The 14,347-nt window shown below is 55.9% G+C and carries 14 protein-coding genes and 1 pseudogene; 13 read left to right on the top strand and 2 right to left on the bottom strand.

Translation table 11 applies throughout. The features are described from left to right. The first annotated feature begins 4 nt into the window (after positions 1–4). The gene (locus K341_RS0110805; RefSeq protein ID WP_026762801.1) at positions 5–1,117 is read left to right on the top strand and encodes a substrate-binding domain-containing protein; all 1,113 of its coding nucleotides are present in this window, start codon (positions 5–7) and stop codon (positions 1,115–1,117) included. 215 nt (positions 1,118–1,332) lie between these two features. Continuing rightward, positions 1,333–1,905, top strand: coding sequence for a hypothetical protein (locus K341_RS0110800; RefSeq protein WP_037349772.1), 573 nt, complete (start codon positions 1,333–1,335; stop codon positions 1,903–1,905). A 283-nt stretch (positions 1,906–2,188) separates the two neighbouring features. Here the strand turns inward: K341_RS0110800 and K341_RS12165 are convergent, their stop codons facing one another. Next, positions 2,189–2,464: a helix-turn-helix domain-containing protein gene (locus K341_RS12165; protein ID WP_009349393.1), complete on the bottom strand. Its 276-nt coding sequence runs from the start codon at positions 2,462–2,464 to the stop codon at positions 2,189–2,191. A 192-nt stretch (positions 2,465–2,656) separates the two neighbouring features. On the opposite strand from K341_RS12165, the gene K341_RS0110790 reads away from it, so the two are divergent. The 10 genes from K341_RS0110790 (at position 2,657) to K341_RS0110740 (ending at position 13,399) form a co-directional block, all read left to right on the top strand. After that, on the top strand, positions 2,657–3,601 hold the full coding sequence (locus tag K341_RS0110790; protein WP_009349392.1) for a Dyp-type peroxidase: 945 nt from the start codon (positions 2,657–2,659) through the stop codon (positions 3,599–3,601). A gap of 115 nt (positions 3,602–3,716) precedes the next feature. Next, positions 3,717–4,052 (top strand): SemiSWEET family transporter, encoded by a 336-nt coding sequence (locus K341_RS0110785; RefSeq protein ID WP_026762799.1) that lies wholly within the window; start codon positions 3,717–3,719, stop codon positions 4,050–4,052. 61 nt (positions 4,053–4,113) lie between these two features. Next, entirely contained in the window at positions 4,114–5,118 is a 1,005-nt protein-coding gene (locus tag K341_RS0110780; RefSeq protein ID WP_248676917.1) for a methyl-accepting chemotaxis protein, read from the top strand. A gap of 227 nt (positions 5,119–5,345) precedes the next feature. Next, positions 5,346–5,927 carry a biotin transporter BioY gene (locus K341_RS0110775; protein WP_009349389.1) on the top strand — a complete coding sequence of 194 codons (582 nt, stop codon included), beginning with the start codon at positions 5,346–5,348 and terminating at the stop codon, positions 5,925–5,927. Positions 5,928–5,930: 3 nt separating this feature from the next. Beyond that, on the top strand, positions 5,931–6,617 hold the full coding sequence (gene bioD, locus K341_RS0110770; protein WP_026762797.1) for a dethiobiotin synthase: 687 nt from the start codon (positions 5,931–5,933) through the stop codon (positions 6,615–6,617). A gap of 13 nt (positions 6,618–6,630) precedes the next feature. Beyond that, the gene (gene bioA / locus K341_RS0110765; protein WP_026762796.1) at positions 6,631–8,004 is read left to right on the top strand and encodes an adenosylmethionine--8-amino-7-oxononanoate transaminase; all 1,374 of its coding nucleotides are present in this window, start codon (positions 6,631–6,633) and stop codon (positions 8,002–8,004) included. Between the two features lie 383 nt (positions 8,005–8,387). Further along, on the top strand, positions 8,388–9,413 hold the full coding sequence (locus tag K341_RS0110755) for an ABC transporter substrate-binding protein (RefSeq protein ID WP_009349386.1): 1,026 nt from the start codon (positions 8,388–8,390) through the stop codon (positions 9,411–9,413). Positions 9,414–9,551: 138 nt separating this feature from the next. Next, complete coding sequence (locus K341_RS0110750; protein WP_026762795.1) at positions 9,552–10,643, top strand: ABC transporter ATP-binding protein; 1,092 nt, start codon at positions 9,552–9,554, stop codon at positions 10,641–10,643. Further along, entirely contained in the window at positions 10,640–12,331 is a 1,692-nt protein-coding gene (locus K341_RS0110745) for an ABC transporter permease (RefSeq protein ID WP_009439543.1), read from the top strand. Before K341_RS0110750 ends, K341_RS0110745 begins: the two co-directional genes overlap by 4 nt. A gap of 3 nt (positions 12,332–12,334) precedes the next feature. Further along, positions 12,335–13,399, top strand: coding sequence for an ABC transporter ATP-binding protein (locus K341_RS0110740; protein WP_009439394.1), 1,065 nt, complete (start codon positions 12,335–12,337; stop codon positions 13,397–13,399). A 288-nt stretch (positions 13,400–13,687) separates the two neighbouring features. Here K341_RS0110740 and K341_RS13030 read toward each other — a convergent pair whose 3' ends face one another. Next, positions 13,688–13,822 (bottom strand): hypothetical protein, encoded by a 135-nt coding sequence (locus K341_RS13030; protein ID WP_009439435.1) that lies wholly within the window; start codon positions 13,820–13,822, stop codon positions 13,688–13,690. Positions 13,823–14,148: 326 nt separating this feature from the next. Here K341_RS13030 and K341_RS12015 point away from each other — a divergent pair. Continuing rightward, positions 14,149–14,347 (top strand): annotated as a pseudogene (locus K341_RS12015) (IS30 family transposase); the annotation flags it as partial.

Genomic DNA, 14,347 nt, shown 5'->3' with positions numbered 1-14,347 from the left:
TGGTATGCGAATGGGGAGAATTTTTTTCTATGCGGGGATTGTCGCTGCAATATTGAGTCTCGCGGGCTGCGGCGGAACGGACGTCGTACCGCGTGACAACAGCGGGACAAAGGTGGGCGTCGCGATGCCGGCACAGCAGCTGCTCCGATGGAACCGGGACGGCGCGTATCTCGAGACGGAGCTGCGCGGGCGCGATTTCGATGTCGACATCATGTTTGCGGACAACGACGCGGAAAAGCAAAAGATGCAGCTCGAGCAGATGATCGGCGAGGGCTGCAAGGTGCTTGTCATCGCCGCGGTGGACGGGGATGTGCTCCGCCCAGTGATTGAGCGCGCGCAGCAGGCGGGGGTGACCGTCATCGCCTATGACCGCCTCCTCATGGGGACGGATGCGGTCGATTACTATGTGACATTCGACAGCTATGCCGTCGGACAGATACAGGCGCAGACGATTGTGGACAGGCTCGGTCTTGCGGAGGGGAAAACGGGCACGCTCGAGGTTGCGGCGGGTCCCATGGAGGACAGCAATGCCAAGGTGCTCTATGCGGGTGCAATGGATGTGCTGAAGCCTTACATCGACAAGGGGCAGCTCACGATTCGCTCGGGGCAGCGCTCGCAGGAGCAGTGCGCAACGCCCGGCTGGGCGACGCTGATGGCAAAGGAGCGCATGACAGCGCTGCTTAAGCAGTATGAGGGCGACGAAAATCTCGATGCCGTACTCGCGGCGAACGACTCCATCGCGCTCGGCGTCCTCACCGCGCTGAAGGACGCGGGGTACGGTTCGGCGGCGCATCCGATGCCTGTGCTCACGGGGCAGGATGCCGATCTGCCGAACGTGCAGGCGCTCATCGCGGGCGAGCAGACGATGTCCGTCTTTAAGGACACGCGTCTGCTCGCGCTCGAGACGGCAAAGATGGTCGAGGCGATCGCCGGGAAGCAGCAGCCCGAGATCAACGACACGCAGAATTTCATGAACGGGAAAAAGGTCGTCCCTGCGCATGTGCTGAAGGGAACACTCGTCGACGCGTCGAATTATAAGAGCGTCCTCGTCGATTCCGGCTACTACAGCACCGTCGATATTGACGGTACGGCATCGCGTGCGCTCGGTGTGAAGTAATTTTTATAGAGACGACACAGGGAGATTGTCCCCCTCGGGCGGGCGAGCCTCCCTTTTGTGTTGCGGCGGCACGCGGTGACAGCACGGCGGGGATTATGCTGCGCCATTGTGCCCGCACGGACTTACAAAAAAATGAATCTGTCGGTTCGTCGGGGGCATGGACGATATGCGGTCATCTTTGAATAAAACCCGTGCTTTACGAGAAGGAGCCTCTGATGCAAAAACTTCGCGCGGTCTTTGACCGGAGAATATCACCGCTCCCCTATGTGCTTTGTTCCGGCATTTTGACTGCGGCAGGGATTTGGATTCTCTGGCATTGGGGGGAGGTTGTCGATGTCCTTGCCGCGCTGATGATGCAGGTTTTGGCGCCGATTTTTGTGCCTGCGGCGGAGCGGCTGCCGGACGCGCCGGATCGGTACACATTGGATTTTGTGGATTATTGTGTTTACACGCTGTGTCTGCCGCTTGCGCCCGCGCTGCCGCTTGTGCCGCAGCTATATCTCGCCGTTTGCCGTCTGCGGGATGCGGGGCGCCCGCTGAAGTATCTGTGGATCCCGCTCGGCACCTTTCTTTCGCTCACGGCACTGAACCTCCTCTATGTGTGGGTGCGGGTCACGTTTACGCCGCCGGAGCCGTTTCGGGTACAGAATTCGATGGGTCCCTACGGTTCGACGATCTTCGTCAGTATTCTGTGCTTCTTGCTGACGATTTGTATCGCGCAGCTGATTTTCATTCTGTTTGGATGTCTCAAGCGAAAAAAGGATCCTGCAGCGGAGCACACCGTATAGAAAAGCGTATAAGAAAAGGCTGCCGACTCCGTACACAAGAACGTACGAAGGCGGCAGCCTTTTTGATACGAATGATAATTTTTCCACGGCGTTCTTGTGTATTTTTGTTGCGGTGTGTTTTTCCGCGATGACGTAATTTCCGCTTTGCTTTGTTCACCCCAGGATATCGCCGTTTCGTCGCGGCATCAAACAATCCGGCATAGATTGCACGGTAGATTGTGGCAGTGCTCACGACGGGCATTCCACGCTCCAGTGCAAGGCGCATAGAGATTTGCTCGGGGGATCATTGATGGTCCAGGAATTTACGTGCTACGAACCGTGCTAACTCTTTAGAATCTAGCTTCCTATGTGGCTTACACACCTTGCGGCGTTTCATATATTTCCCCTGTGCTACGAACGGTGTGTAATCTTCTTTGATGCGGTTGCGCATGAGTTCCCGGCTAATCGTCGATTTGTTGCGGTTCAGGCGAGCAGCAATCTTGGTAATGCTTAGTCCCTGCGCGTGATAAATTGCTAGCTTTTCTCGTTCAAGAATGGTAAGATGGTGGTAGTGGATCATAGCGGTGCCCCTCCTTTTGTGGTTTTCCTTACTAGCACCATTATATAGGAGTTTTCTCGTTATGAGTCCTTTTCTTTGCTAAATTGTGTTGCACTTAGATTGTACATCCAAGCCTTTATTCTTTCCTTGCATGGAGAAACATCGTACAATGAAAGCGGAAGTAGGATGTATTATGGTATAGGAGGGAGACCTATGGAGGTCAATGCAAATCTGGCGCAGGATGTGTTCAAGGATGCGGGGGAGAGCGTCATCTTCCTCATGCTCTCACTGAAGCGTGAGGATATCGAGAAGGAGCGGGAGATCATCGCCGATATGGCGGATCGGATGGAGGCGATTCAGCGCTCGATGAACATCCGCGTCGCACCGGAGGCGGTGAAGTTCTCATTTGGGTTCAGCAACCGTGCGTGGGAATATCTCTTTCCAACGGCAAAGAAGCCGAAGGAACTGGAGGATTTCAAGGGGGTAAACGGAGCACATCACACAGCACCTGCGACACCTGCCGATCTCTTTCTTCATGTGCGCGCGGGTCAGGCGGCAACCAGCTACCTCGTCGTCGATCAGATCATGGGCTTCCTTCGTCCTGTCGTAGACGTGGTGGATGAGACACATGGCTTTCACTATCTTGAGGGACGTGCAATCATTGACTTCATTGACGGAACGGAGAATCCCGTCGGTGAGGAGGCAAAGGAGTGGGCGATCATCGGCGCAGAGGATCCGGAGTTCATCAACGGTTCCTATGCCTTTGCACAGAAATACATTCACGACCTCGACGCATGGAGGGCACTCCCGACCGAGGTGCAGGAAAAGTATGTCGGTCGCAGGAAATACAGCGATCTTGAACTCTCCGACGAGGAGAAGGATCCGCGTGCGCACAACATCATCTCGCAGGACAACCGCGATGGCGAGGAGCACAAGATCGTGCGTATGAACGTCGTCTTTGCCAATCCGGGCGAGGGGGTGCGCGGCACTTATTTCATCGGCTACGCACGTCACTGGGATGTGACACGGCAGATGGTTACCAATATGTTTACGCAGGATGACCGTTTGCTCGAGTATTCGACCGCCGAAAAGGGGCAGCTCTTCTTCATTCCTTCGAAAGAGTTCCTCGGACGTATCGCCGAGGGAGAATTGTTCTGAATATATCGGTATTCCATCGGTATACATTGGGGAATGTGGTATGCGTCAAGAAATTGTGTGGTACAATATTGAGGCTTGAAAGATCATTCATCTGTTTTGAGGGAGGAAACGCGATATGAAAGAAGTATTGAAAAAAGCAGAGGCTGAGGCGGAGCATCTGGAAGAGAAGGCTGTGCAGATTGGGGTGGAAGCCGAAAAAAACAAGATGAGAATCGTCGGCGTAATTGCCTCCGGTCTGTCCATCTGTATGTACGTTTCCTATATCCCGCAGATCCTTGGAAATCTGTCCGGTCATCAGGGAGACTGGATTCAGCCGTTCGTCGCATTCATCAACTGCACGATGTGGGTCGGATATGGATTTTTCAAAGAGCATCGCGATTGGCCGCTTGTAATCGCCAATTCTCCGGGCATCATCTTTGGTCTGACGGCTGCGATTACCGCCCGTCTATAAATGCGCAAACCCAGCAACCAATACAGATGATGTGAATTTCCATAAATAAAAGGACTGTTGCATGAGTCAATTTCGACTTATGCAACAGCTCCTCGTTTTATCGCGTACGATGAACGATTTCAGTGCGCAGATCAAGACGATGGTCGGCTCGCTCGCGCATGGTGCAGCGGCACTCGGCGATATGTCAACGACGCTCAGTCACTCCAATACGAGCGTTCTGGAGTCCGGCGAACAGATCAGCCGCACCATCGAGAGTATCGCAAGCGGTGCGACCGATCAGGCAATGCACACGCAGAATATCAACGACAACATCCGGTCCATTGAGACGGCGCTGCGGGAAAATGAGACGATGCTGCATGACCTGAAGGAGGTCAGCAGCATGGTGAACGAAGAAAAAGAGCATGGATCGCGAGCGATGGAGGCTCTGCTGCGTGAGACCAAGCAGGTGAATGATAATGTCGCGCGTATTGCAGCCCTCGTTACGGAGAGCCATGCGAGCGCAGGAAAAATTGGCGAAGCGAGCACGATGATTGAGTCCATCGCCGAACAGACACAGCTCCTCGCACTGAATGCGGCGATCGAAGCTGCGCGTGCGGGCGAGACAGGGCGCGGATTTGCCGTCGTTGCGGGCGAGGTGCGCAAGCTCGCAGAGCAGACCGGCCTCTTTACAAATGATATCAAATCCGTCATTCTCGCTCTGCAGCGCGACTCGGAGAATACCGTAACCTGTATCAGGGATGTCGAGTCGTCTGCTGAGGCGCAAGCGGCGGCAATCGAGTCGACGCGCAACAACTATACGAATATTGCGGGATCCATTGAACGGATGGAGCGTGCCGTCGGCAACCTGGAGCATGCACTCTCCAATATCTTTGCCAACGTCAAGGAAATTGTGCCGCTCGTCGGCTCGCTGGCGGGCAGCGCGCAGAACAGTGCCGCGAGCACTGAGGAGATGGCGGCGAGCGTCCAGCAGCAGACACACGCGATCAACGAAATGGCAGATGTCGCACGTCAGCTTGCCGAGGAGGTTCGCGCAATCAAAGGGCAGATCGAGACATTCGACGTGTAAGCACAGCCTAAGGTACGGAAGACAGCATACGTACCGTATACAAAGAACCGCCCACCCTGTCATGGAACAGCGGTGCGGCGGTTTTTTGATGTGCATATGCGGATACATAGGAACGGATACGTCTAAAACACTTGAAAAATTATAGTAAACCAATCTTCAAAATTTTGTTGACAATAATATATATTTAGAGGTATCATAAACCGAACAAATAAAGGAGGCGTGTTTCTGTGAAACATTTGGAGGTTCGAGAGTTGGTACGCTGCGGGATTTTCATCGCGCTCATTACGGTGGGATCGTGGATCCGCATCCCGGTGGGGACGGATGTCTACACCTTGCAGTTCCTGTTTACGCTGCTGGCGGGGCTCGTGCTCGGGGCGCGGCTCGGAGCGATCGCGGTCGGCGCCTATGTGCTGCTCGGTCTCGTGGGCGTGCCGGTCTTTGCGATGGGCGGGGGGCCGGGGTATCTCTTTCAGCCGACGTTCGGCTATCTGCTCGGCTTCATCGTGCAGGCGTATTTCTGCGGGCGGTGGGCGCGGCAAACGGCGGAGCCGGGCGTTCGGCGGCTGCTGCTCGTAAACCTCGGAGGGATGGCGATCGTCTACGGCATCGGCATCAGTTGGTTCTATCTCGCGTCGAACTATCTGCTCGAGGCGCCGATCGCGCTCTGGACGGCGATTCTCTACTGCGGCATCCTCCAGACGCCGCCCGATCTCCTCATCTGCGGCGCGGCGGCGTGGCTTGCCGTACGCTTCCGGCGGGCGGGAGCGTGGCAGAGTGTGCCGGCGCATGTTCAAGTGAAAGAAGTGTAATTGATGGGAAAAGCACTTTTTGTGGTCGGGACGGGCACGGACGTCGGCAAAACCTATGTGACGGGGCTGATCGTGAAGAAACTCCGCGATGCGGGCTATCGGGCGGGTTACTATAAAGCCGCGCTCTCGGGGGCGGTGCCGGATGCGCAGGGCACCCTCGTGCCGGGCGATGTGCGCCATGTGCAGGATGCGGCGGGGATTCCGCCGGACGGTCCCGCGGCGGTGTCCTATGTCTACCGGGAGGCGGTGTCGCCGCATCTGGCGGCTCTGTGGAACGACAACCCCATCGATCCGGAGCGCGTGCGCGCAGATTTTGCACGCGCGAAGGACTACTACGAGCTGCTGACGATGGAAGGGAGCGGCGGCATCATCTGCCCGCTGCGTTGGGACGCGGAGCAAAAAATGATTCTGGATGATCTCATCAAGATGCTCGATCTCGGCGCGCTCGTCGTCGCGGATGCGGGACTCGGGACGATCAATGCGTCGGTTTTGACCATCGAACATTTACGCCGGCGAGACATCCCCGTCCGCGGAGTGATCCTCAACAACTATCATGCGGGCAACCCCATGGAGGAGGACAATCGGCGCATGATCGAGGAGATGACGGGCGTCCCCGTGATCGCCGGCGTCGCGCCGAACGCGGCGGAGTTAGACATGGACGCGGCACGGCTCGCGGCGCTGTATCACTGAAAAGAGGAGAGCAATGAAGGCATTATCCATGGAGGAGCGGGATCTCGCGCACATCTGGCATCCTTGCTCGCAGATGAAGGATTATGAGGAGCTGCCGCCCATCGTCGTGGCGCGCGGCGAAGGCGCATGGCTGCAGGACATTCACGGGAAGAAATATCTCGACATTGTCAGCTCGTGGTGGGCAAACCTCCTCGGGCACTGCAACCCGGACATTAACCGCGCGGTCAAGGAGCAGCTTGATACGCTTGAGCATGTCATCTTTGCCAACTTTTCCCACGAGGGAGCGATCCGCCTTGCCGAGGAGCTGGCGGATGTCGTTCCGCCGGGGCTGACGAAGTTTCACTTCAACGACAACGGTTCGGCGGCGGTCGAGTGCGCGCTCAAGATGTCGTTCCAGTACTATTTGCAGACTGGAAAGCCCGAGAAACAGAGGTTCATGTGCCTGACGGAGGCGTACCACGGAGAGACGATCGGCGCGCTATCCGTGGGGAGCATGGATCTCTTCGCCGAGATGTACCGTCCGATGATGATGGACAACATTCATGTGGAGGCGCCCGACTGCTATCGCTGTCCGTACGGCGAGACGCGCGAGCGCTGCGACTGCCCGTGTTTCGAGCACGCGGAGCGCGCCTTTGCCCGGCATGCGCACGAGACGGCTGCGATCATCGTAGAGCCGCTCCTCCAGGGCTGCGCGGGGATGCGCATCTATCCGCCGCTCTATCTGAGGAAGCTGCGTGCACTCTGCGACGCGTACGATGTAAAGCTCATCTGCGACGAGATTGCAACGGGATTCGGGCGCACGGGTAAGATGTTCGCCTCCGACCATGCGGGCATCACGCCCGACATCATGTGTCTCTCGAAGGGGTTGACGGGCGGCTATCTGCCGATGTCCATTACCTGTGTGCGCGAGGAGATCTACGCGGCATTCTATGCGGACTACGCGGCGGGGCGCGCGTTCATGCACAGTCACACCTACGCGGGCAACCCGCTCGGCTGTGCGGCGGCACGCGCGGTGCTCCGCGTCATGCGCGAGCAAAGCATCCTCGCGCGGGCGAACGAAACGGCAGAATGGCTGACAGCGGAGATGCAGGACGCCTTCGGCGCGCATCCGAATGTCGGGGAGGTCCGCCACATCGGACTGATCCACGCCATCGAGCTGGTCGCCGATAAAGAGACGAAAACGCCGCTCCCACAGAGACGCACGGGCTACGAGATCTACAAGCGCGCCCTGCGCCGCGGACTCCTCCTGCGCCCCCTCGGCGACGTCCTCTACTTCAACCCCGCGCTCAATATCACGCGCGAGGAACTGCGCATCGCAATCGATCGCGCAAAGGCGTCTCTCGAAGAGGTACTGCCAAGCGCCGAACGCCGGGAGCTTTGCGCGTAGCGTTTTCATAATAAACGGCAGGAATGCATAGCTCGCATTCCTGCCGTTTGTTTGTGAGAAATAATGTAGGTATTTTCCTCCAATGCGTACCTAGGAAAGGAGGCTGTCACTATGGGCAGCGCTAGCAAAATGGTTATTATAGCTGCTTTACTCAAACTTCGCAGATTATTCATCTGCGAAGTTTGAGTTTATAATTATGCCTATCTATGATAAGTATATCATATAGATACATTGTCAACAGTGATTGACGATGCGAACATATATTGCTATAATATATCCATCAAATTTGTCGCCGCATTCGATTTCTTCGTGTTTCGTCTGATTAAAGCGAAAAAGAAATTGAGCGCGATGGCTAGGAAGATTTTTCTAAATGAGGTGAATGTATGAGAAAACAAGGCATTCTCGCATTCCTGGCAGCAGTTCTGTGTACAGTCCTGCTGGTTGGGTGCGGCGGCGGTCCCCAGCAAAGCGGCGGTGCAAGCGGCGGCAAGAACAAGCTGGTCATCTACACATCCATGAAGGAATCTCTGATCGGCGGCATCGTCGAAGGATTCAAGAAAAAGTATCCTGACATCGAAGTCGACTACCAGTCGGCAGGTGCAGGAAAACTGATGGCAAAGATCGCTGCAGAGAAGCAGAGCGGCCACATTCTCGCCGATGTCATCTGGACGAGCGAAGTGCCTGACTTCTACAAGATGAAGGCGGACGGTGTTCTCGAGAACTACAAGACGCCGGTGTTCGGCGAGCTGCTGAATCCGTTCGATGACTACGACGGTACGTTCACGGCGGCACGCCTCGGCACACTCGGCATTGCGTACAATACGGACAAGATCCAGTCAGCACCGACGCAGTGGGCCGATCTCACGCAGCCTGCATTTACGAATGCATTCGGCATCGCTGACCCCGCACTCTCCGGAACCTCCTACATGAGCATTGCGCTCCTGCAGAAGCAGTTCGGCTGGGAGTTCTTTGAGAAGCTGAGCGCAAATCAGACGCGCATCGGCAAGGGCGCCGGACAGGTCATTGACGATACCTCTTCGGGCGAGCTCTCTGCCTGCCTTGCCGTTGACTACATCACGAACAACAAGGTGAAGAAGGGTGCACATGTGGCACTCGCATATCCGCCCGAACTGCTTGTTGTTCCGAGCCCGGTTGCAATCTTCAAAGAGTCCAACAACATTGACGCTGCGAAGAAATTCGTCGACTACCTCCTGAGTCAGGAGGCACAGACGATGATTGCAAACGAGGGGACGCTGCCGGTGCGCAGCGATGTTGAGATCCCTGAGAAATTCGGACTGCCGAAACCTGAGGAGGCGCTCCAGCGTGCGATCAAGGTGAACTATACGGAAATTCTCCCGCAGAAAGAGGAGACTATCAAAAAGTTCACGGAGATCATCGGCAAGAAATAAGCGCATAAACTTGGAAGCAAGGAGGCGGCGGAATGAACTCGTTCGTTCCGTCGCCTTTTGAGTGGAGGCCGGCAACTGCGCCGTGCCAAAGGCTGCCCGCCGGTACAGCGCGTGCCTTGCGGGCTGGGGGAGGTCTGTATGGATATTATCCGTGTGGAGGATGTCAGCAAGAGCTATGGAAGCCGCAGTATATTGAACAATCTGTCACTGACGATCAAGAAAGGGGAGTGCTTTACGCTGCTCGGTCCGTCCGGTTGCGGCAAGACCGTTCTCCTTCGTCTGATCGCGGGATTTGAGTCGCCGGATGCGGGCAGAATTTATCTCGACGATACACTTGTCACTGATCCTGCTGCGCAGGTCGAGGTGCCGCCGGAGAACCGCGGCATCGGGCTTGTGTTCCAGGACTATGCCGTATGGCCGCACATGACGGTATTTGACAATGTTGGATATCCTCTGAAGATCGCAAAGCGCCCGAAAGAGGAGATTCGCGAGCGGGTTATGGAGATGGTCGAGATCGTCGGCATGAAGGACCTTGAGAAGCGTCTGCCGTCGGAGCTGTCCGGCGGACAGCAGCAGCGTGTTGCGCTGGCCCGTGCACTGGTTGGCAAGCCTGCCCTCCTCCTTCTGGATGAGCCGCTTTCGAATCTGGATGCGAATCTGCGTGAGGAGATGCGCTTTGAGATCAAGGAGCTGCAGCGCAAGCTGAATGTCACGGTGCTCTATGTTACGCACGATCAGGAGATCGGCCTTGCGATCTCGGACCGTGTGGCAATCATGGACGAGGCCGGGGCGATACAGCAGATCGGCACGCCGTGGGAAATCTTTGAGCAGCCGGTGAACCCGTTCGTATTCAACTTCATGGGGATTGCGAATTTCATCGACGTGCGCCGCGAGAACGGTGCGCTCCTCGTCGGCAGCGGCAGCCAGCCCATCCATTGGGAGACCCCGGAGGGGGATGCGGAGCGCTGGGCGGGCGGATTCCGGCCGTCGGATGTCGTGCTCGCACGCGAGGGTGAGGGGCTGACCGGAACGATTAAGCGTGCGAACTTCCTCGGTGCGATGATGGACTATCTCATTGAGATCGACGGCACGCATCTCCGGACGAGCGTTGAGACACACATTGCACTCAGTAAAAATCTGATGTTCCAGGCGGGCGATGCCTGCAAAGTTCGTTTCCTCAACCTGCTCTGGTTTGAGGCGGATCAACTGAAAAGAGGGGTGATCGAATGAGCTCCATGAGCAAGCCAAATAGTTTTGGAATGGCGCAGCTGATTCTGTTCCTTGCGATTGCCATTCTTGTCATTGTCGTTGCATTCCCAGTACTCCTGATCTTCTTCAATGCATTCTGGGCAGACGGGGAGTTTAATTTCGCGAGTGTGGTCGACATACTCAAGGAACCGGAGACATTCCAGGCACTTCTCAACTCGCTGATCATCGCGACCTGCACGACGGTCGGCAGTACCATTGTCGGTACGTTCTTTGCGTGGCTGGTTACGCGCACGGATCTGCCGCACAAGACCTTCATGAAGAGCATGTTCCTTGTGCCCTTCATGCTGCCCTCATTCATCGGCGCGCTCGCATGGAAGATGCTCCTCTCGCCGAATGCAGGCTTCATCAACCAGTTCTTCATTGACAACTTTGGTTTTACCGGACCGATCTTCAACATTTACAGCTACTACGGCATCAGTATTGTGGAGATTATGTATCTGTTCCCGTTCGTATTCATTCAGGTGTGCGGTGCGCTCGAGCGCATGGACCCGACCCTGGAGGAGTCGGCGCGCATCTCGGGCGCAGGGCTCTTTACGATCACGCGCAAGATCACGATCCCGCTGGTGCTGCCGAGTATTCTCTCGGGCGCACTCCTCATCATGCTCTACTCAATGGCGCATTTCGGCACGGTTGCCGTTCTCGGTATTGAAAACGGCATCTACAACATCCCGACGCTGATCTACGAACGCATTCACCAGAGCGGAGGAAGCTTTGAGGCAATCCGTACGGGCACAGTGCTTGCAACGGTGCTCGTTATCAGTGCGGCGCTCATCATCTGGCTGCAGAGGAAGATTCTCGGGTCAGGTCACTACCAGATCATCGGCGGCAAGAGTTTCCGCCCGATGGAGCTGAAACTGCGCGGCCTGCGCTATCCGCTCCTCATTTTCTGCCTCGCGTATATTGCGTTCACAATTTTACTCCCGACGGCGGTCATCTTCCTCGTCGGCAGTCTCAAGACGTACGGGCTCTCGTTTGCGCTCAGCAATCTGTCGCTGGATAACTATAAGTTCATCCTTTTCGACTACAAGGTTACGCGCGACGCGATCTTCAACAGCGTGACGCTTGGCTTCAGCGCGGCAATCATTACGATGTTCGCCGGTGTCATGATCTCCTACGTCATTGTCAAGATGAAGGTGCGCGGGAAGGGGATTCTCGAGTTCCTCGGCATGCTGCCGTTCTCCGTCCCCGGCTCGGTCATTGCGCTCGGCGTGATCCTCGCATGGAGCGGCCAGTTCGGCATTAATCTTTACAACACGGTATGGATCATCCTCGTTGCCTACATCGCACGCTATATGGCATTCTCGCTGAAGGCAAACTCTGCCGCACTCGAGCAGGTGCACGACTCGCTTGTCGAGGCATCCCGTGCCTGCGGTGCGACGATGTGGCAGTCGCTGCGCGACGTCGTTCTGCCGTTGGTCCGGCCGGGCATGTTTGCGGCATTCTTCCTCATCTTCCTGCCGTCGCTGCGCGAGCTGACGGTCTCCATCATGCTCTATGCGCCGACGACGCGAACGATCGGCGTTGCGATCTACACACTCAACGAGGACGGTGAGACCGTTATGTCCGCAGCGCTTGCGGGCATTGCGCTCATCATCATCATTGTCGGTCAGAGCATTATCAACCACTTTACGAAGAAGGCGGGGATGTGAGTCATGTCGTATGTACGTTTAGTTAATGTTACAAAGCGGTTCGGCGACGTGACCGCCGTCGACCATCTGAATTTTGAGATCGAAAAGGGCAGCTGCTTCTCCATGCTCGGCCCGTCGGGCTGCGGCAAGACAACGACCCTGCGCATGGTCGCCGGGTTTGAGGATCTCTCCGACGGTGAGGTTTGGGTTGGCGACCGTCTGCTCTCTTCGCCGAAGAAGAACCATTACCTTCCGCCGGAGAAGCGCAACTTCGGAATGGTGTTCCAGGCGTTTGCCGTCTGGCCGCATCTCTCGGTCTATGAGAATGTTGCGTTCCCTCTGCGCATCCGCAAGCTCCCTGAGGAGGAGATCAAGCAGCGCTCGACGGAGGCGCTCAAGGCGACCAATCTCCTCTCGGCGGCAGATCAGAGCCCGGACTTCCTCTCGGGCGGCGGCAAGCAGCGCGTTGCGCTTGCGCGGGCCCTTGCCATCAATCCTGATGTGATGCTGCTCGATGAGCCCCTCTCCAGTCTCGATCCGCATCTGCGCGAGGAAATGCGTTTTGAGATTAAGGAACTCCAGATGAAGTACGGCTTCTCGATCATCTATGTTACGCATGACCAGTCGGAGGCAATGGCGCTCTCGGACAACATTCTCGTTATGAAGAACGGCGTCATGCAGCAAGTTGATACGCCGCTCAACATCTATAACCATCCGGTCAACAAGTTCGTCTTTAGCTTTATCGGTCTCTCAAACTTCCTGAAGGCATCGTGGCAGGATGGCCGTCCTGTGCTCGAAGGAAGCGTGTTGGACGCTTCCTTCGAGCCGCCGGAAAATCTGCGCAATGAGACGGCGATTTCGCTCGCAAGCCGTCCGTCTGAGATTGACTTCGCAGAGGAGGGGGCATCCGATGTCCTGTGCGGCGTGGTAACGCGCAAGTCCTACCTCGGTGAGATCATCGACTATCAGATTCAGATCGGAGATCAGTTCCTTCGCGTGCAGAAGGGGCGCCGTGCGTCCGGCCCGAATGAGGGAGAGAACTGTGCTGTACGTCTCCTGCGTCCATTCTGGTACTCGGACAAGGACTGACAACAGGACGTCTTGTGTATAAGAAAAAACATATGAAAAGGGCTCTGCTTTCAAAAAGTGGAGCCCTTTTTCATGGAGTGTCATTACAAGATTGCCCCGTCGGCACCTTTTCTCAAGGAGGAGCTGCTTTCCCTGGATGAGAAGAATAAGGAGGCGCAGTGGATACCTATCAGACGAATTCAAAGACCATCTAAAGAGGAGTGATAACGCCCTCGGACCCGTAACGGAAAAGTGGGCATAGGAGAAAGTCACCCTCCATATGGGGGCGGCTTTCTCATGAAATTTGTGTTATGCGACGGTGTAGATGCGTATGTCGGGGGCAGCATTCAGATACGGCTTGAGCCCGATGACGACATCGTCGCTGAACATGGCGCTCGAGAGATATGCCTCTGCGTGTGCAGCGCTGTCGAAGCCGTGCAGCACCTGAACGTCTCTTCGGCGGAAAGTGGAAGTCGCGCGTGATTTGACCGAGAAAGGCAACTCCGTCGTCCCTATTTGCAAAGCATCTGTATTTGGGCATGGCTTTTCTTCAAGGAAGACCACGGGCATATGATGACGCAGTGTCAAAAATGCGATTACAGATGAAAAAAGCTGCCGTTCGGCAGTTTTTTTCATGTGGTTCGTTGTAAAATGAAGTTGAACAGCTAAACAAAAACAAAATCCATAGTGACATCCCGTGCTATAATGGTTCCGCTACAAAACATCAGCAAAGGAGCAATCACTATGGATTACGCCTATTCTACCACAATGGAAGTGCCCTTGTGGACGAAGGCACGGAAATCGGACACTGGGAAGCCGACACCGTTGTCGGATCGCGAAAAGGGCGCGGCGCAGCCGTATTTACCGCTGTGGAAAAGGTGACGCACGACTACATCGCAATCCGCATCTCGGGTCGCACGTGCGCCGGCATTGAAGAAGCCATCGCCCATTTGAAATCGGAATATGGAG

The organism is Centipeda artemidis DSM 19719, from assembly GCF_000426665.1.
GTDB lineage: Bacteria > Bacillota > Negativicutes > Selenomonadales > Selenomonadaceae > Centipeda > Centipeda artemidis.
The sequence above is the reverse complement of the archived record's forward strand: the minus strand, read 5'-3'. Positions and strand labels throughout refer to the sequence as shown.